Raw genomic sequence first — 18,323 nt, forward strand, 5'->3', positions numbered from 1 at the left:
TCAGCGGGAGGGCTTTTGATGGGCTGGATGCAGGACGAAACCGGTTTGGACAAATGCGCGGCGAATTATGTCGCGCTCACCCCCTTGTCGCATATGCGCCGTGCGGCGGATGTTTTTGCCGACCGTCTTGCCGTTGTCTACGGCGATCACCGCGTCACCTATGCGCAGTATTATGCGCGCTGTAGCCGGCTTGCATCGGCCCTGCGCACAATGGGTGTGGCCTCTGGCGATGTGGTTGCCACTTTGCTGCCCAACACCCCCGCTCAGGCCGAAGCGCATTTCGGCGTGCCTGCCTGCGGCGGCGTCCTGAACACAATCAACACGCGGCTGGACGTGGATACTGTCGCCTATATCTTTGACCACGGCGGCGCGTCCGTCATTCTGGCCGATACGCAATTTGTTGAACTGGCCGAAGCCGCCATTGCCCGCCTTGACGGGCCTGCGCCCAAGATTATCGAAGTGCCCGACACCGCCGCAGGCTTTCCCGCCACGGGGCGGCATCCCGTTTATGAGGACGTCATCGCGGGCGGCGATCCTGCCTTTGACTGGGACATGCCGCAAGACGAATGGGAGAGCCTCGCGCTCAATTACACATCAGGGACAACGGGGCGGCCCAAGGGCGTGGTCTACCACCACCGCGGTGCCTATCTGATGACGATGGGGACGGTGATCAGCTGGCGGATGGTGCTGCATCCGGTATTCATGCAAATTGTGCCGCTGTTCCATTGCAACGGCTGGAACCACACATGGATGATGCCCTTGATCGGCGGCACACTGGTCTGCGCCCGCGACATCACGGCCAAGGCCATCTTTGACGCCATCGCGGACGAGAAGGTCACGCATTTCGGCGGCGCGCCTATCGTGCTCAACATGATGGTGAATGCAGGCGCGGATGAACAACGCCCCTTTGACCACGCGGTTGAAGTGTTTACCGCAGGTGCGCCCCCTGCCCCTGCAACGCTGGGCAAGATCGAGGCGCTGGGGTTTAACGTCACCCATGTCTACGGGCTGACCGAAACCTACGGCCACGTGACCGAATGTATCTGGCGCGAGGACGAATGGGGCGGGTTGGACAAGTCCGACCTTGCGGCGGTAAAGTCGCGCCAAGGGGTGGCCTTTCCGATGATGGAACGGATCACTGTGATGGACACAGACATGCGTGAGGTCCCGCGCGATGCCGCCACGCAGGGCGAAATTATGATCCGCGGTAATTCGGTGATGAAGGGCTATCTGAAAAACCCCGACGCCACAGCCGAGGCCTTTGCAGGCGGGTATTTCCATTCGGGCGATTTGGCCGTGCAGCATGGCGATGGCTATATCCAGATCGCGGATCGCGCCAAAGACATCATCATTTCGGGCGGGGAGAATATCTCCTCCGTGGAGATTGAAAGCACGCTTATGGGGCATGACGCTGTGATGCTGGCGGCAGTGGTGGCAAAACCGGATGTGAAATGGGGCGAAGTGCCTTGCGCCTTTATCGAGCTGAAACCCGACGCGCAGGTGGATGAGGCGACCCTGATCGCATTTACGAGAGAGACATTGGCAGGGTTCAAGACACCTAAAAAGGTCATATTTCAGGAGTTGCCAAAAACCTCGACAGGCAAAATCCAGAAGTTCGAACTTCGCAAACTGGCCGCAACGCTTTAGGCTAGCCGCCAAATTTTCGCGAAAATTTGTGCACAAATTTTTCTTAAAAATTTGCAGCTGCCGTGCGTCATAGCGCCTTTTCGAATATCCATTCCTGAACGCTGCGAGGGCCGGACAAGGTCTCGACCTGCGCCGCACAGCTGCGCACATTGACCCAACCAGCTTTGCGGTAAAACGCGGCCGCACGCTCGTTGCCCTGCGCGCAGCCCAGCCATGCAACAGGCCCCGCAACCGCAGCCTCTGCCCCCTTCATCAAGGCAGCAGCAACGCCGCAGCCATGGTAGTCGGGACTGACATAAAACTGATAGACCTCGTTCCCGTCGACCATACAGAATCCCGCCACACTGCTCGCCACTTCAATCACGCTTGTCTTGGCGAGATGCATCCGGCTGCGTTCCAGAAACTCCGCAGGGGTGCGCAGCGCCACCAGATCTGCGTCAACCAGCCCCGCATGGGCCAGATGCCAACCCAGATGCCATATTTGCGCAACCGCGCTCACGTCGTCGGGCACTGCCTTCCTGATCTGCATATGGCACCCTCCCCATTGCTCTGCCCCATTGAAGTGATAATGTGCCCCGATAACAACCCCGAGCATATATCCATGACTGCGCTTCCCAAATACGACCGCCTTGAGGCGACAGGCCTGTGGCGGCCCGATCCCGACGGGCAACGGCGCGAGGTTATCGTCTCTATTGGCGATGCGACCTTGATGATCACGGATATGAACGACAGGGCGATCACCCATTGGTCACTGGCCGCAGTAGCGCGTAGCAATGGCACCAGCAGCCCTGCAATCTATCACCCCGACGGGGACGAAGGCGAAACGCTCGAACTGCCCGCCAACGAATCCGAGATGATCGACGCCATTGAGACGTTGCGCAGCGCGATCGCCAAAAGCCGCCCGCGTCCCGGGCGGCTGCGCTGGCTGGGCGTTGCCCTGTCAGTCGCTGCCGTGGCGGGGCTGGTGCTGTTCTGGTTGCCCGCTGCGATGCGTGACAATACCCTGCGCGTGGTCCCCCAAGTCAAACGCGAGGCAATCGGCGTCGCCTTGATCGAGCGGATGCAGCGCGTGACCGGCCCCATGTGCAATGACCCTGCGGGCCTGCGCGCCCTGCGCCGCCTTGGCACGCGGCTCGAGACGCAGAAACTGGCCGTTGTGCCAGCGCTCGGCCGTCCGGGCCTGCACCTGCCCGGTGGGGTAATCGTGTTGGACCGCACCGTATTCGAGGATTGGGAAGAACCCGACGTCGCCGCAGGCTATATCCTGTCCGAGCTGGCCTTGCAGGTCGAACGCGACCCGCTGGCCGAGCTTTTGGATGTTGTGGGCCCATGGGAGAACTTCCGCCTGCTCACCACAGGCGAAATCTCGGACACCGCCCTTGATGCCTATGCCGAACATCTGATGACGGCCCCGTCCTTTATCCCTGACACGGGCAATCTGCTGGCTCTGTTCGAGGCGTCGGACGTCCGCGCCACACCCTTTGCACGTGCGCGCGATATCACAGGGGAATCCGTGCTGGCCCTGATCGAAGGCGACCCGATGCAGAACCGCCAGACCGAGCCGTTGCTGCCAGACAGCACATGGTTGCGCCTACAAGGCATCTGCGGCGGGTGATCGTGCAGGATGCTGTGGTGGCACTGGCGCCACCACGCCGTCAATGTTGACCCGACTAAAGACCGAGGATCTGCCCAAAGCGGACATCGCCCTCATCATTCTGGGCGTGAACGATGTGACCCGCGGCGGCCTGCGTGCGGGTTGGCTGCGCCGCCATGCGCAACTGCGCGAGGTGCTGCGAACGCGGTGCGGCCTGCGCCGTCTCTATGTCACGCAAATCCCGCCAGTTGGTGCGTTTCCATTGCTGCCTAACCCGCTGCGCTGGCTGTTGGGACGGCGGGCTGAGCGGTTTGATACCGCCCTTGCCGCCGCGTTGCAGACAGAGGGCGACTGTACCTACCTGCATTTCCCCGACACGCTGGACCCGAAGGACATGGCCGAGGACGGGTTTCACCCCGGCCCTGTCATTTATGCGGCATGGGCAAAAGAAATGGCCCGCCGGATACTCTCCGACGGGCCATTCTGATTGTCATTGCAATGTGCAGTTAGCGGGCGAAGGCGTTGTAGCCTGCGCCGCGCAAACGGTTCACCGCACGGCCCACGGCGGCATCACCGCCAAAGGGGCCTGCGATAACCAGACGCGTTGTCTGGCCGTTGCGGGTGTAGCGGCCCACGCGCACGGGCATCCCCATACGCTGTACCTTTTTCGCCATACGGTGCGCCGCAGCCGTATCCGTGAACTTGCCCACTTGCACGAAACCGCGACCCGCTACCTCAGCCTTGGGCTGGGCGCGTTTTGCCGTGGCCTTTGGCGCGGCTTTCGGGGTTGAGCGGCTGGAGTAGACAGGTTGGCGGTTGACCGTTGCCACACGCGCCTGACGCGGCTGTGCAGAAAAGACGCCCGTTACATTGCGCACGATCCGCTTCAGGGTCTGGCCCTGACGCTGCACGATTGTCACCTCACCCAACTCACGCTGCTGGCGTTTGAAATCCGTGTAAGGATAGACCAGCGCCACCGAGGCCGTAACGTCTTCGCCGTTTGCCTGATTGATCAGGCGGCGCGGCACGGTCGAGGTCCAGATCATGTTCATCGCCTCGTGGCCCGCAAGGGTCTGTTCGGCCCTATTTGGGTTGAGGCGGTCGTCATTCCAGACGCGCTTATAGCCACGTGGCACCCGCACATCGGTCGTGTTCACACGGTTCACTGCAACATGGCGCGGCACGATGCGGCGGTGCTTTGGCACGGTGATCGGACCTTGGGCCGAGGCCACTTGCTGCGGCGCTTGCATCTGTACCAGCTTGCGACGCTTCACTGGGGCCGCAACACGCGGCGTCGGCGCGGTAGAGATCCGCGCCCCGACGATGCCTGCGGTTTGGGGCCCACAGCGGACCTCCAATGCGCCACGGACCATGTAGCGGCTGCTGATGCCCGAGACACCCGGGCAGGCCGATTCACCCTGAACGGTGGCGGTGCGGGTCGGGCGCACAACGCGCTGAACGCGTTTGACCTGCGTTGGTGCCTTTTCGACGATCAGCGGCGCGGCGGGACGCGGCGCCTGCTGGCGGATCACTTTGGCAACGCGCTTTGGCTTTGGCTTGACCTTGGGTGAGGCTTTTACAACGCGCTTGGGCGCGGGCTTCGGCTTGACCTTGGGCGCGGCAGCGACGGGTTTCGGCGCAGGCTTGGCTGCGGCGGTTTGAACAGGCTTGGGCGCAGGTTTGGCCTTGGGCGCTGGCGCAGGTTCGGTCACTTGATTGGCAAAGGTCGGGCGGAAGCCGCAGACGCCATCGCGTTTGCGCGTCAGGCGCGGCACCCACGATACGTTGCCGTCAATGCCCGCACGAATGAACACACAGCCTTTGCTGTCGACGTATTGTTTGCCCTTATAGGACGTTGGCGGAAACTCCGCAGGCTCGCTGCCCGGACGGGTTTGCGCCGACAACGCGCCTGCGCTGACCGTACTCATGATAAAAGCGATTGCGAATAGGTTCTTAAGTTTCATTCATGCCCCCACAGAATTATCCGCAAAGCATGTCAAAGCCGTCGAGGTGAGTAAAGTAGCCGCCGCAACAATCGCCTTAATTTTGCCATATTGCCTTCGAATCGGCAATAAATACCCGAGGTCTGTGTGGCCCTGCCCGCCCAAAAGCAGGCAAAGCCCTGTTTTGTTAACCGAATCGGCGGAAATGATTCGTTATTTCGTACCGAACATCCGGTCGCCTGCATCGCCCAGCCCCGGCACGATATAGCCCAGCTCGTTCAGTTTTTCATCCACGGCGGCGGTGACGATCTGCACGTCGGGATGCGCTTCTTTCATGCGGGCGATGCCTTCGGGTGCGGCCAGCAGACACAGGAAACGGATATTGGTGGCACCTGATTGCTTCAGCAGATCAATCGCCGCCACCGAAGAGTTGCCCGTGGCCAGCATCGGATCAACCGCGATCACCACACGGTCCTCCATCGCTTCGGGGACTTTGAAATAGTACTGAACGGGTTGCAGCGTTTCTTCGTCACGGTACAGCCCGACAAACCCCACCCGCGCCGAGGGGATCAGCTCCAACACACCGTCCAGTAACCCGTTGCCTGCTCGCAGGATCGAGATAAGCGCCAGCTTTTTGCCGTCCAGCGTGGGCGCGTCCATCGGCTGCATCGGCGTCTCGATCTGTTTGGTGGTCATCGGCAGACCGCGCGTGACCTCATAGGCCAGCAGCTGGCTGATTTCACGCAAGAGCTGGCGGAACACGGCCGTGGGCGTGTCGCGGTCGCGCATGATGGTCAGTTTGTGCTGTACCAGCGGGTGATCGACGACGGTAAGATGCGGATCGCTCATGTCAGGCTCCATTATTTATGCTGAGGGCACTTCTATCCCCAGATGCGCGGCAACAAAACCCGCCACATCGGTAAAACCGATATGTCCCAGATTGCCCACCCCTGCGCCTGCTATCAAAACAGGCACACGTTCGCGGGTGTGGTCGGTGCCGCTCCATGTGGGGTCATTGCCGTGGTCGGCGGTGAAGACCATGATGTCGCCCTGTCGCAGATTTGCGACCAAGGGCGCAATCGCGGCGTCGAACCACTCCAATGCCCGAGCATAGCCCGACACATCGCGGCGGTGGCCATAAAGGCTGTCGAACTCGACGAAATTGGCGAAGGTAAAGCTGCCCTCCGGTGCGTCGCGCACCAGATCGCCCAGATGCCCCATCAGCTGCGCATCGGTGCCTTTGCGCACCGCGTCGAACCCCTGCATCGAAAAGATGTCACCGATCTTGCCCACTGCAAAAGTGGCGCGGCCTGCGTCCTGCGCCCAATTGCTGAGCACGGGGCGCGGCGGCATGATCGCGTAATCGCGGCGATGCGGCGTGCGGGTGAAGCCGTCCACTTCGTTGCCGATGAAAGGCCGCGCAATCACGCGGCCCACGCGGCGCTTGTGCAGGATGGGCGCGATTGCCTCGCACAGCGCGAGCAAGCGGTCGAGGCCAAAGGTTTCTTCATGTGCCGCGATCTGGAAGACGCTGTCGGCAGAGGTATAGCAGATGGGTGCGCCTGTGCGCATATGCTCGGCGCCGAAACGCTCGATAATCGCGGTGCCGGGCGCGTGGCAATTGCCAAGGATGCCGTCACTGCCCGCCGCCGCACAGACCTGCGCGATTAGATCCGCATCGAACGAGTCTTCTTTGTCCGGAAAATATGCCCAATCCCACGGCACAGGAAGACCTGCGAGCTCCCAATGGCCCGAGGGCGTGTCCTTGCCCTGTGATATTTCGGTGGCAGCGCCCCAAGTGCCCGTCAGCGGCACATCAAAGTCAGGGATGTGCAGCCCGCTGGCGTGGGTGATTGCAGCCCCCAAGCCCAGCGCGCTGAGGGTGGGAAGGTTTATCGGACCTGTTCGGCCCTCTTCGCACTGGCCCTGCGCACAGGCCTGCGCGATGTGGCCGATTGTGTTGGCGCCTCTGTCGGACCTGTCGCCATTAAAGAACTCTGCCGCGTCGGGCGCGCCGCCGATGCCAGCCGAATCCATTACAACCAAAAAGGCGCGGCGGGCGGTCATGTGATATGCTCGATAATCAGGTCGGGTGTGGGGGCTGGCGCATCCGCCAAAGCGAGTGCATCGCGCACCTGCGTCACGGCGCGGTCCGCCTGCGCAGGGCGGGCGGCATGGATCACGGCCAGCGGCTGCCCCTTCTCGATGTACCCGCCAAGACGCGCCACATCGGACAGGCCGACAGCGGGGTTGACCGTATCACTTTCAACCACACGCCCCCCGCCAAGAGCGACAACCGCATGGCCCAGGGCTTCGCCATCGATGCTTTGGACATAGCCTGACTGCTGGGCCGTGACTTCGCGCACCACGGTGGCCTCCGGCAGGAAACGTTGCCAGTCATCGACAAAGCGCACAGGCCCGCCAAGGGCTGCGATCATCGCGCCGAACCGCTCGGCGGCGTGGCCATTTGCGATCGCGGCGCGGATCATCTGCGCGCCTGCGGCCTCGTCCTCGGCAAGCTGCGCACCGGCCAACAACACAGCGCCCAGCGCTGCGCATAGATCAACAATCGCGCCCTGCGCATCCCCGCACAGAACACGCATCACCTCGGCCACCTCCAGCGCGTTTCCAAGGCTGGGCACCAAAGGCTGGCTCATGTCGCTGATCACGGCGCGGGTGGGGCAGCCTGCGGCATTCGCCGTCTCGACCAAAGCCCGCGCCAAGGCCCGCGCCGCACCAACATCCTTCATAAACGCGCCAGAGCCTGTTTTCACGTCCAGCACCAGACCATCAACGCCCGCCGCCAGCTTTTTGCTGAGGATCGAGGCGGTGATCAGGTCCAGACTGTCCACCGTCGCCGTCACATCGCGTACGCCGTAAAGGCGGCGGTCCGCAGGGGCAATATCGCCCGTCGCCCCGACAATGGCACAGCCGACCTGCCCAACCACCGCACGCAATCGCGCCTCGTCCAGCATGACGCTAACCCCGGGGATCGCCTCAAGCTTATCGAGGGTGCCACCCGTATGGCCCAACCCCCGCCCCGAGATCATGGGAACATAAGCGCCGCAGGCCGCAAGCGCGGGCGCAAGGATCAGGCTTGCGCAATCGCCAACACCACCTGTTGAGTGTTTGTCCAATACCGGTTGGTCCATCTGCCATTTCAGAACCTGTCCCGATGCACACATCGCCTGCGTCAGGGCCACACGCGCCGCACGGTCCAGCCCGTTGCGGCACACGCCCATAGCAAAGGCCCCCGCTTGCGCATCGCTCATCCGCTGATCGGCAAGGGCTGCGGCAACCCATGTGACGTCCTCGACGCTAAGGGGGGCGTCATGGCGCAGCTTGGCCAGAATCGATTGCGCGTTCATCTAGGCCCCCAAAAACGAGGGATCAAACGCACCGGGCAACAATTGCCCGATGGTGAGCATGTCTTCAGTGCCTTGCGTGGTCGCCATGGTGACCTGCACATCCGCGCCCCCAAATTCGGCCAGTTTTTGTCGGCAGCCGCCGCAGGGCGTCACAGGCAGGGGTGATCCCGCGACTACATAAACCTCGGCCAGAGCGGTCTCACCTGCCGCGACCATCGCCGCAATTGCGCCCGCTTCGGCGCAGGTCCCTTCGGGATAGGCCACGTTTTCGACGTTGCAGCCGCGGTAAACCGCCCCCGATGCTGCGCGTATCGCAGCCCCTACTTTGAACCCCGAATAAGGAGCATGTGCGTTTTCACGCACCGCCATTGCCGCCTGCCGCAAATCTGTCATGGTGGGAATCCCTTTTGTCTGGCCTTCCACCCTAGCCGCCTCTGCCCCAAGATGGGAGAGGCATTTCGCGGGGAAATTGAAACGTACAAACCCGCAGAGCACGAACTCTTAACACTTCGCGTCTAGCCTTCGATCAAAAATAGTTTAATACTAAACTAAATTCAAATCCCCGAGGTTTCCCATGTCCGATTCCGCCAAAAACCGCCAAGCCGCGCTTGATTATCACGCCTTCCCGAAACCCGGAAAGCTGGAGGTGCGGGCGACCAAGCCGCTGGCCAATGGCCGTGATCTGGCACGCGCCTACAGCCCCGGCGTGGCCGAGGCCTGCATCGAGATCAAGGAAGACCCGTCGACGGCTGCGCTCTATACCTCCCGCGCAAATCTTGTGGCGGTGGTGACCAATGGCACGGCGGTGTTGGGGCTGGGAAACATCGGCGCGCTGGCCTCCAAACCGGTGATGGAGGGCAAGGCGGTTCTGTTCAAGAAGTTCGCCAACATCGATTGTTTCGACATCGAGGTGGATCAGTCCGACCCCGAAAAACTGGCCGAGATCGTCTGCGCGTTGGAGCCGTCCTTTGGCGCGATCAACCTTGAGGACATCAAAGCCCCTGATTGTTTCACCGTTGAGCGGATTTGCAACGAGCGGATGAACATCCCCGTGTTCCACGACGACCAGCACGGCACAGCGATTGTGGTGGGTGCTGCGGCCACCAACGCGCTGCATGTTGCGGGCAAAAGGTTCGAAGATATCAAGATCGTCAGCACGGGCGGTGGAGCGGCGGGGATCGCGTGCCTTAACATGCTGCTCAAGCTGGGTGTCAAACGCGAGAACGTCTGGCTGTGCGACATTCACGGGCTGGTTTACGAGGGCCGCGAGGTCGATATGAACCCGATCAAATCCGAATATGCGCAGAAATCCGATCTGCGCACGCTGGATGATGTGATCGACGGGGCCGACCTGTTTCTGGGCCTCAGCGGGCCGAATGTGCTCAAGCCCGAGATGGTGGCGAAAATGGCCGATGCGCCGATCATCTTTGCCCTAGCCAACCCCACCCCCGAAATTATGCCGGAAGAGGCCCGCGCTGTCTCTCCCAACGCCATCATCGCCACGGGGCGGTCGGATTTCCCCAATCAGGTCAACAACGTACTGTGTTTTCCCTTCATCTTCCGCGGTGCGCTGGACGTGGGGGCGACCACCATCAACGACGAGATGAAGATCGCCTGTATCGAGGGCATCGCCGCCCTAGCCCGCGAAACAACCAGCGCCGAGGCCGCCGCCGCCTATCAGGGCGAGCAGCTGACCTTTGGCGCGGATTATCTGATCCCCAAACCCTTTGACCCGCGCCTTGTGGGCATTGTCTCCTCCGCCGTGGCCAAAGCGGCGATGGAAACCGGAGTCGCCACGCGGCCGATTGAAGATATCGAGGCTTATAAAGCCAACCTCGACAGCTCGGTCTTTAAATCCGCCCTGCTGATGCGCCCTGTCTTCCAAGCTGCCCGCGCAGCGCCGCGCCGCATTGTCTTTGCCGAAGGCGAGGACGAGCGGGTGCTGCGCTGCGCCCAAGCCATGCTGGAAGAAACCACCGAACGCCCCATCCTGATTGGCCGCCCTGAAGTCATTGAACGGCGGATGGAAAAGGCGGGGCTGACCTTGCAGATCGGGCGCGACATGGATGTGGTGAACCCGCAAAACGATCCGCGCTACCGCGACTATTGGGAAACGTACCACGGCCTGTTGGCGCGACGCGGTGTCTCGCCCGACATTGCCCGTGCAATCATGCGCACCAACACCACCGCCATTGGCGCCGTGATGGTCCACCGCGAAGAAGCCGACAGCCTGATTTGTGGCACCTTCGGTGAAACCCGCTGGCATCTCAACTATATCGAACAAGTGCTTGGCCGCGATGGCCGCCGTGCGCACGGGGCGCTGTCGATGATGATCCTCGAAGACGGCCCGCTGTTTATCGCCGATACCCAGGTTCACCAGCACCCCACCTCCGAGCAATTGGCCGAAATCGCTATTGGCGCTGCCCGCCACGTCCGCCGCTTTGGCATCACGCCCAACGTGGCCATGTGTTCGCAGTCGCAATTCGGCAATCAGGGTGCGGGCTCCGGCTCGCGGTTGCGCGGGGCGATTGCGATTTTGGACGAAGGGGGCCACGACTTTTGCTACGAGGGCGAGATGAATATCGACACGGCCCTTGATCCCGAACTGCGCGCCCGTCTGTTCCCGCACAACCGGATGGAGGGGCCGGCCAATGTGCTGGTCTTTGCCCATGCCGATGCGGCCTCGGGTGTGCGCAACATTCTGAAGATGAAGGGCAGCGGGCTGGAGGTTGGGCCCATTCTGATGGGCATGGGCAATCGCGCGCATGTCGTCTCCCCCTCGATCACCGCGCGGGGGTTGCTGAACATGGCTGCCATCGCGGGCACGCCCGTCGATAATTACGGCTGATGCGACAGGCGGGGGTGTAAATTCGTTTACATCTTCGCACCCCCCTTTGCCAAAAATGCTTGCCGCCTGCCCGTTCCACCGCCAAACAGTGGGCAGGTTATGGGAGAATACCGCAATGGGATACGCAGACGTTTATCAAGCCGCCAAAGACGATCCGGAAGCCTTCTGGCTGGAACAGGCGCAGGCCATCGACTGGATCACACCGCCCCGGCAGGCGTTGTTCGACAAGGGCAATGACCTCTATGAGTGGTACGCCGATGCCCATCTGAACGCTTGCTATAATGCCGTTGACCGCCACGTCGAAAACGGCCGCGCAGCACAGGCCGCTATCATTTACGACAGCCCCATCACCGACACAAAACGCACCATTACCTTTGCCGAATTGCAGACCCGTGTGGCCGCCTTGGCCGGCGCGCTGGTGGCGCAAGGCGTCACAAAAGGCGACCGCGTCATTATTTACATGCCCATGGTGCCCGAAGCGATCGAAGCCATGCTTGCCTGTGCGCGCATCGGGGCCGTGCATTCAGTCGTGTTTGGCGGCTTTGCCGCGAACGAGCTGGCCGTGCGCATCGACGATTGCGCGCCCAAGGCGATCATCGCCGCGTCTTGCGGGCTCGAGCCGAACCGCACGGTGCATTACAAACCTCTCCTCGACGGTGCGATCGAGTTGGCCGACCACAAACCCGACGCCTGCATCATCCTGCAACGCAAAGAGGCACCCTGCGATCTGATTGAAGGCCGCGATATCGAGTGGAACGAGGCGATCGCCTCGGGCACCCCCGCCCCTTGTATCGCCGTTGCGGGCAACCATCCTGCCTATATCCTCTATACCTCTGGTACCACGGGTGCGCCAAAAGGGGTCGTGCGCCACACGGCGGGGCATCTGGTGGCGCTGAACTGGACGATGAAAAACATCTACAACGTCGATCCAGGTGACGTCTTCTGGGCCGCGTCCGACGTAGGCTGGGTCGTCGGCCACAGCTATATCGCTTACGGGCCGTTGGTCCACGGCAACACCACCGTGGTGTTCGAGGGCAAGCCCGTGGGCACCCCCGATGCAGGCACCTTCTGGCGCGTGATATCCGAACACAACGTACGCAGCTTTTTCACCGCCCCCACCGCCATCCGCGCCGTAAAACGCGAAGACCCCAAAGGGCTGGAGGTCGGCAAATACGACATCTCCTGCCTGCGTGCGCTATACTTGGCGGGCGAGCGTGCGGATCCTGATACAATCGTCTGGGCGCAGGACGTATTGGGCAAGCCCGTCTATGACCATTGGTGGCAGACCGAGACTGGCTTTACCATCGCGGGCAACCCTGCGGGGCTGGAGGCGCTGCCCGTCAAAATCGGCTCCCCCACGGTGCCGATGCCCGGCTATGACGTGCAAATCCTTGATGAAGCTGGCCACCCCATGCCCGCAGGGGAGCTGGGCGCGATTGCGATCAAACTGCCCTTGCCACCAGGCACCCTGCCCACCCTGTGGAACGCCGAAGATCGCTTTCGCAAAAGCTATCTCACCGCCTTCCCTGGCTTCTACGAGACAGGCGACGCAGGCATGATCGACGAAGACGGCTATCTTTATATCATGGCGCGTACCGATGATGTGATTAACGTGGCGGGCCACCGCCTCAGCACAGGTGCGATGGAAGAGGTCCTCGCAGGGCACCCGGACGTTGCCGAATGTGCCGTGATCGGGGTGAGTGATCCGCTCAAGGGTCAGGCGCCCATGGGCTTTGTCTGCCTAACCAACGGTGTGAACCGCCCCCATGACGAGATTACCGCAGAATGCGTCCAACGTATCCGCGACCAGATCGGACCCGTCGCGGCGTTCAAACTGGCGCTGGTGGTGGATCGCCTACCCAAAACGCGATCAGGTAAAATCCTGCGTGCGACAATGGTAAAGATCGCCGATAGTGCGCCATTCAAACTGCCCGCGACCATCGATGACCCCGCCATTTTGGACGAGATAAAGACCGCGCTCCAGTCTATCGGCTACGCCAAAGACTAAACGAAAACGGCTCCCCTCAAAGGGGGAGCCGCTCAATCAATTAGAGTGTTTCGCGTTCAAAGCTTGGCGATGAACGCATCCACCTCTTCTTTGACCTCGTCCTTGGTCTTACCGTATTTCTCTTGAATACGGCCTTCCAGCTCTTCACGGTTGCCTTCGGCACGGTCCAGATCATCGTCGGTCAACTCGCCCCAGTTCTGCTGTGCCTGACCTTTGAATTGCTTCCAGTTGCCTTGAATTGTGTCCCAGTTCATATCGGGTCTCCAATCTTTGTCTGTCGTGTTTCCAGCGGCAAATCACTTCAAGTCATCTGCCAGCCGCTTCACAGTCCCAACCCCGGCATCCGGTAAAAGTTCCACATTTTTTGCGTTTGCGTTGCCTCCATGCCAACACTTGCGCCCCCCGTTTTGCAGGCCCCACAACACGCCCGCCCCCTTCATCACAGCGCCGAGCGTCAACACAAGCCAAACACAAACGCCCCACCCCGCTGCGCCAAGATCACGCAGGCATACTAAAGCACCACCAGTCCCCCGCGCGCAGCCCTTTTCTTTATTTTGCTCTTAAACTCAATCCCGCAGTTGCCGAACACGCTACCCTCTCAGGTGAATTGCTCGGAAATCAACCGCTCCTCCAACCCGTGCCCCGGGTCAAACAGGATCTTATGGATGATGCTCGGCTCCGACCGGATCTCGACCGCAATCACATCGCGGTAGCTTGTGCCATCCGCATCCGCCATCACGGGCCGCTTACCTGGCTCTAGCACATCAAACCGCACCGTCGCCGTCTTGGGCAGCAACGCCCCGCGCCAGCGGCGCGGGCGGAACGCGGCGACAGCCGTTAACGCCAGCACATCCGCCTCAATCGGCAGGATGGGCCCGTGGGCTGAATAGTTATAGGCGGTCGACCCCGCTGGCGTTGCAACCAACGCGCCATCACAGACCAGTTCCTGCATCCGCAATCGCCCGTCTACGGTGATTTGCAGCTTGGCAGCCTGCGGTCCCTGCCGCAACAAAGCCACCTCGTTCAGCGCCAGCGCATCAGACACACGCCCGTCCTCATGCGTGGCCCGCATCGACAGCGGATTGATCTCCGCCTCCTCCGCTGCCTCTAGCCGGTCGCGCAAATCGCTTTCGGCGTAGGTGTTCATCAAAAATCCGATTGTCCCGCGGTTCATCCCGTAAACAGGCGCAGGCAGGCTTTGCGTCTCGTGCAGGGTTTGCAGCATAAAGCCGTCCCCGCCCAGCGCGACAATCACCTCGGCCTGTTCAGGCGCAACATTTCCGTACCGCCCGATAAGCGCCGCCCGTGCGGTCTGCGCCACGGGTGTCGAACTGGCCAAAAAGGCAATTTTCTGGGGCATAATGTTTCCGATCCGCGCCGCTGTTTACGCAGACAAACATAATATTCCGCCACGCGCCAGCGCCGCCCGTGCAAATCGCCCCCTGCGGCAAAAAGCGGGCTGCACACCCTGCGCACCACAACTAATACATACCACGTCGCTTTCACATCTTCACGCGGGGGATTGTTTCCGATACGAAACGCCCAAACGGACCCTCACGCTCAAGGAGCCTATTCCATGACGACCAAAACCAACACTTTCTTCACCCGCTCTCTGGCCGATACCGACCCGGCGATTGCCGAGGCCACGAACAACGAACTTGCCCGCCAGCGCAACGAGATCGAGCTGATCGCCTCCGAAAACATCGTCTCGGCCGCCGTGATGGAGGCCCAAGGCGGCGTGATGACCAACAAATACGCCGAAGGCTATCCGGGCCGCCGCTACTATGGCGGTTGCCAGCACGTCGACGTGGCCGAGCAATTGGCCATCGACCGCGCCTGCGAGCTGTTCAACTGTAACTTTGCCAATGTGCAGCCCAACTCGGGCTCACAAGCGAACCAGGGTGTGTTTCAGGCGCTGCTGCAACCGGGCGACACCATACTGGGGATGAGCCTTGACGCAGGCGGCCACCTGACCCACGGCGCAAAGCCGAACCAGTCGGGCAAATGGTTCAACGCCATTCAATACGGCGTAAGGCGTGAGGATAACCTGCTGGACTATGATCAAGTCCAAGCCCTTGCCACGGAACATCAGCCAAAGATGATCATCGCCGGCGGCTCTGCCATCCCCCGCCAGATTGATTTCAAACGCATGCGCGAGATTGCGGACAGCGTGGGCGCTTACCTGCACGTGGACATGGCGCATTTCGCGGGCCTCGTCGCCGCAGGAGAGCACCCCTCCCCCTTCCCGCACGCGCATGTGGCCACCACAACCACGCATAAAACCCTGCGCGGCCCGCGTGGCGGGATGATCGTCACCAATGACGAGGCGCTGGCGAAAAAGTTCAACTCGGCCATCTTCCCCGGCATTCAGGGCGGCCCGCTGATGCATGTGATCGCGGCCAAAGCCGTCGCCTTTGGCGAGGCGCTGCAGCCAGAATTCAAAACCTACATCAAACAGGTCATTGCCAACGCCCAAGCGCTGTCAGACCAGTTGATCAAAGGCGGGCTGGACACCGTGACCCACGGCACCGACACCCATGTCGTGCTGGTTGATCTGCGCCCCAAAGGCGTAACAGGCAACATCGTGGACAAGGCCTTGGGCCGTGCGCATATCACCTGCAACAAAAACGGCGTGCCGTTTGACCCGGAAAAGCCGATGGTCACATCGGGCATCCGCCTCGGCTCCCCTGCGGGGACCACACGCGGCTTTGGCGAAGATGAGTTCCGCCAGATCGCCGACTGGATCATTGAAGTCGTCGACGGATTGGCCGCAAACGGCGAAGAAGGCAACGCGGACATCGAGGCCAAGGTAAAAGCGGAAGTCGAAGCCATGTGCGCCAACTTCCCGATCTACCCGAACCTGTAGACGCACCGCCACGACATTGAGCAAAGGCCCCGACAGAAATGTCGGGGCCTTTTTTGTTTTCAGGGGAAGGTCTGGTTTGCGAACTTTGCTCAAAATTGCCCGGCCAAAAATCCAAAGGTCTCAGCTATGACACAAGATGAAAACTTCGCCGTTGTCGCCGTGTCCGTACTTGGGACATACGGTGTCTTGTTGGCATTTTCTCAGCGATACCGAGACAAAACGGCAAAAATGTTCCGCATGGAGAAATCGACCTTGGGAGTTGTGATGGAACCCCCACTGGCATCGCTTGCTCATATTCTATCGGTCGTTTTACCAGTCTATTATGTGACGGGCTTACCCGTGTAGCCTTTGCTACAGTGGGTTCCAGGCGGACCTTTGCCGCGCCTCTACCGTCTCTTTTCATTAAGTTTTTTTCGATGCAACATACCCGAGTTTAACCTATCCTGTAGGACACCGCCCATGATCATCCACCCCGCAGGCTCGCGCCCGTCCACCAAAGGCCCGACCGACTATTTCACGGGCACCGTGCGCATGGACCCGCTGATCAACACGCCGGCACCCGCCCGCCTACGCGGCGTGACCGTGACATTTGAAGCAGGTGCAAGGACTGCGTGGCACACCCATCCGCTGGGCCAGACGCTGATCGTGACGGCGGGCAAAGGGTTGGTGCAACGAAAGGGCGGCCCCATAGAAGTGATCCGCCCTGGCGACACCGTCTATTTCGAGCCTGAGGAAGTACACTGGCACGGTGCGGCAAAAGATGTCGCAATGACCCACATTGCCCTTCAGGAAGAACTGGACGGCACCTCGGTCACATGGCTGGAGCATGTCACGGACGCGCAATACAACGCCGATCAAACGTAGCCGCGCCACCACAGCCAGACGATAAACAACACCGCAACCAGAATGATATTGGCAACAATCGCGCCTGTAATGCTCAGCAGGCGCGATTTGCGAACCTCGTCCACGTCGATGGTATGCAGATGGTTGTACAGTTTGTCATAGTCCTGTTGGACCTGTTCGGCATCGATCTGCCTCGCGGTCTTGGGGTTATGCGCCAACATTTCTGCGCGCATCAGGGCCGCGCCGCTTTTGCGCACCCCGCGCGGCAACCGCCGCCCCGCACGCCGCAACGATTGCCGAAGATCGCGCCCGCGCACGTCCAGCTTTTGCTGCATCAACCCGCGCAATTTGCGTGACTTGGCTGCCATATCCTTGTCGGTGATCATATCTGTCTGTCTAAGCTGCTGGCCTCTGCGCTGCAATGGCGCTAGGGCTATGGGATGCTGAGTTTTACTGAATTCGGGGAAAGCCCTGCGGACACCCCGCCGCTGGTCATTGCACACGGGCTCTATGGTTCGGGGCGCAACTGGGGGGTGATTGCCAAACGGCTGTCGGACACCCGCCGTGTGATCACGCCCGACATGCGCAACCACGGGCACAGCCCGCGGGCACAGACGCAGACCTATGAGGACATGGCCGATGATCTGGCCGAGCTGATCCGCCATATCGGTGGTCCCGTGGACCTGTGCGGTCATTCGATGGGGGGCAAGGCATCCATGGTGATGGCGCTGCGCCATCCTGAGTTGCTGCGCCGCCTGATCGTGGCCGATATTGCGCCAGTCCCCTATGACCACTCCCAATCCCACCAGATTGCCGCAATGAAAGCGGTTGATCTAAGCGTGGTGACCCGCCGCTCGGAAGCGGCAGAGCAATTGGCAGCTCAAGGCGTGCCGCCCCAGTTGCAGAGCTTCTTCACCCAATCGCTGGATGTTGCGGGCAAACAGTGGCGGCTTAATCTGGACGTATTGGACGCGCAGATGGATCACATCATCGGCTTTCCGGACGTGACGGGCAGCTTTGAGGGCGCGACACTCTTCCTCAGCGGGGCCGAAAGCGACTATGTCTTGCCCGAACACCGCCCCCTGATCAAACCGCTGTTCCCTGCCGCACGTTTTGCGAAACTGCCCCGTGCCAGCCATTGGTTGCACGCGGAACGCCCCCGCGCGTTTGAGGCCGCCGTGCGCGCATTTCTGGACAGTTGAGGCC

General features: G+C 61.1%; 17 protein-coding genes and 1 pseudogene. 9 read left to right on the forward strand and 9 right to left on the reverse strand.

The genetic code is table 11. The features are described 5' to 3' along the window. Positions 1-18: 18 nt before the first annotated feature. Positions 19-1,647 carry an AMP-binding protein gene (locus tag ABMC88_RS01140; RefSeq protein WP_349574991.1) on the forward strand — a complete coding sequence of 543 codons (1,629 nt, stop codon included), beginning with the start codon at positions 19-21 and terminating at the stop codon, positions 1,645-1,647. Between the two features lie 67 nt (positions 1,648-1,714). Here the strand turns inward: ABMC88_RS01140 and ABMC88_RS01145 are convergent, their stop codons facing one another. Next, positions 1,715-2,176, reverse strand: a complete 462-nt coding sequence (locus ABMC88_RS01145) for a GNAT family N-acetyltransferase (protein ID WP_349574992.1) — start codon at positions 2,174-2,176, stop codon at positions 1,715-1,717. A gap of 72 nt (positions 2,177-2,248) precedes the next feature. Between ABMC88_RS01145 and ABMC88_RS01150 the strand changes: the two genes are divergently transcribed. Both ABMC88_RS01150 and ABMC88_RS01155 read left to right on the forward strand, forming a co-directional pair. Then, positions 2,249-3,262, forward strand: a complete 1,014-nt coding sequence (locus ABMC88_RS01150) for a hypothetical protein (protein WP_349574993.1) — start codon at positions 2,249-2,251, stop codon at positions 3,260-3,262. Positions 3,263-3,290: 28 nt separating this feature from the next. Continuing rightward, positions 3,291-3,728 (forward strand): annotated as a pseudogene (locus ABMC88_RS01155) (SGNH/GDSL hydrolase family protein); the annotation flags it as partial. A 19-nt stretch (positions 3,729-3,747) separates the two neighbouring features. Here the strand turns inward: ABMC88_RS01155 and ABMC88_RS01160 are convergent. From ABMC88_RS01160 to ABMC88_RS01180, 5 genes are all read right to left on the reverse strand, one after another. After that, positions 3,748-5,205: an SPOR domain-containing protein gene (locus tag ABMC88_RS01160; RefSeq protein WP_349574994.1), complete on the reverse strand. Its 1,458-nt coding sequence runs from the start codon at positions 5,203-5,205 to the stop codon at positions 3,748-3,750. A gap of 192 nt (positions 5,206-5,397) precedes the next feature. Beyond that, positions 5,398-6,033, reverse strand: a complete 636-nt coding sequence (gene upp, locus ABMC88_RS01165; protein ID WP_349574995.1) for a uracil phosphoribosyltransferase — start codon at positions 6,031-6,033, stop codon at positions 5,398-5,400. A gap of 15 nt (positions 6,034-6,048) precedes the next feature. Next, entirely contained in the window at positions 6,049-7,251 is a 1,203-nt protein-coding gene (locus ABMC88_RS01170) for a phosphopentomutase (RefSeq protein WP_349574996.1), read from the reverse strand. Next, positions 7,248-8,552 carry a thymidine phosphorylase gene (locus ABMC88_RS01175; RefSeq protein WP_349574997.1) on the reverse strand — a complete coding sequence of 435 codons (1,305 nt, stop codon included), beginning with the start codon at positions 8,550-8,552 and terminating at the stop codon, positions 7,248-7,250. Before ABMC88_RS01175 ends, ABMC88_RS01170 begins: the two co-directional genes overlap by 4 nt. Next, a complete protein-coding gene (locus tag ABMC88_RS01180) occupies positions 8,553-8,945 on the reverse strand; it encodes a cytidine deaminase (RefSeq protein ID WP_349574998.1) in 393 nt (130 codons plus the stop codon). A gap of 181 nt (positions 8,946-9,126) precedes the next feature. Between ABMC88_RS01180 and ABMC88_RS01185 the strand changes: the two genes are divergently transcribed. Beyond that, positions 9,127-11,400, forward strand: a complete 2,274-nt coding sequence (locus tag ABMC88_RS01185) for an NADP-dependent malic enzyme (RefSeq protein ID WP_349574999.1) — start codon at positions 9,127-9,129, stop codon at positions 11,398-11,400. Positions 11,401-11,515: 115 nt separating this feature from the next. After that, positions 11,516-13,408, forward strand: a complete 1,893-nt coding sequence (locus ABMC88_RS01190) for an AMP-binding protein (protein ID WP_349575000.1) — start codon at positions 11,516-11,518, stop codon at positions 13,406-13,408. Between the two features lie 56 nt (positions 13,409-13,464). On the opposite strand, the gene ABMC88_RS01195 is transcribed toward ABMC88_RS01190, so the two are convergent. Both ABMC88_RS01195 and ABMC88_RS01200 read right to left on the reverse strand, forming a co-directional pair. Further along, positions 13,465-13,662, reverse strand: coding sequence for a CsbD family protein (locus ABMC88_RS01195; protein WP_349575001.1), 198 nt, complete (start codon positions 13,660-13,662; stop codon positions 13,465-13,467). A 344-nt stretch (positions 13,663-14,006) separates the two neighbouring features. Beyond that, positions 14,007-14,768, reverse strand: a complete 762-nt coding sequence (locus ABMC88_RS01200; protein ID WP_349575002.1) for an NAD kinase — start codon at positions 14,766-14,768, stop codon at positions 14,007-14,009. Positions 14,769-14,984: 216 nt separating this feature from the next. On the opposite strand from ABMC88_RS01200, the gene glyA reads away from it, so the two are divergent. The 3 genes from glyA to ABMC88_RS01215 all read left to right on the forward strand — a co-directional run bounded on the left by glyA (position 14,985) and on the right by ABMC88_RS01215 (position 17,138). Continuing rightward, a complete protein-coding gene (glyA, locus tag ABMC88_RS01205) occupies positions 14,985-16,274 on the forward strand; it encodes a serine hydroxymethyltransferase (protein WP_349575003.1) in 1,290 nt (429 codons plus the stop codon). Positions 16,275-16,400: 126 nt separating this feature from the next. Beyond that, positions 16,401-16,619 carry a hypothetical protein gene (locus ABMC88_RS01210; protein WP_349575004.1) on the forward strand — a complete coding sequence of 73 codons (219 nt, stop codon included), beginning with the start codon at positions 16,401-16,403 and terminating at the stop codon, positions 16,617-16,619. A 114-nt stretch (positions 16,620-16,733) separates the two neighbouring features. Next, entirely contained in the window at positions 16,734-17,138 is a 405-nt protein-coding gene (locus ABMC88_RS01215) for a (R)-mandelonitrile lyase (protein WP_349575005.1), read from the forward strand. Here the strand turns inward: ABMC88_RS01215 and ABMC88_RS01220 are convergent. Next, positions 17,129-17,503, reverse strand: a complete 375-nt coding sequence (locus tag ABMC88_RS01220; RefSeq protein ID WP_349575006.1) for a hypothetical protein — start codon at positions 17,501-17,503, stop codon at positions 17,129-17,131. The two genes, ABMC88_RS01215 and ABMC88_RS01220, sit on opposite strands and share 10 nt — an antisense overlap. Before the next feature lie 54 nt (positions 17,504-17,557). Here ABMC88_RS01220 and ABMC88_RS01225 point away from each other — a divergent pair, with 54 nt between their 5' ends. After that, positions 17,558-18,319 (forward strand): alpha/beta fold hydrolase, encoded by a 762-nt coding sequence (locus ABMC88_RS01225; RefSeq protein WP_349575007.1) that lies wholly within the window; start codon positions 17,558-17,560, stop codon positions 18,317-18,319. The last annotated feature ends 4 nt before the right edge of the window (positions 18,320-18,323 follow it).

This window comes from Sulfitobacter aquimarinus, from assembly GCF_040149565.1.
In the GTDB taxonomy this organism is placed as follows: domain Bacteria; phylum Pseudomonadota; class Alphaproteobacteria; order Rhodobacterales; family Rhodobacteraceae; genus Sulfitobacter; species Sulfitobacter aquimarinus.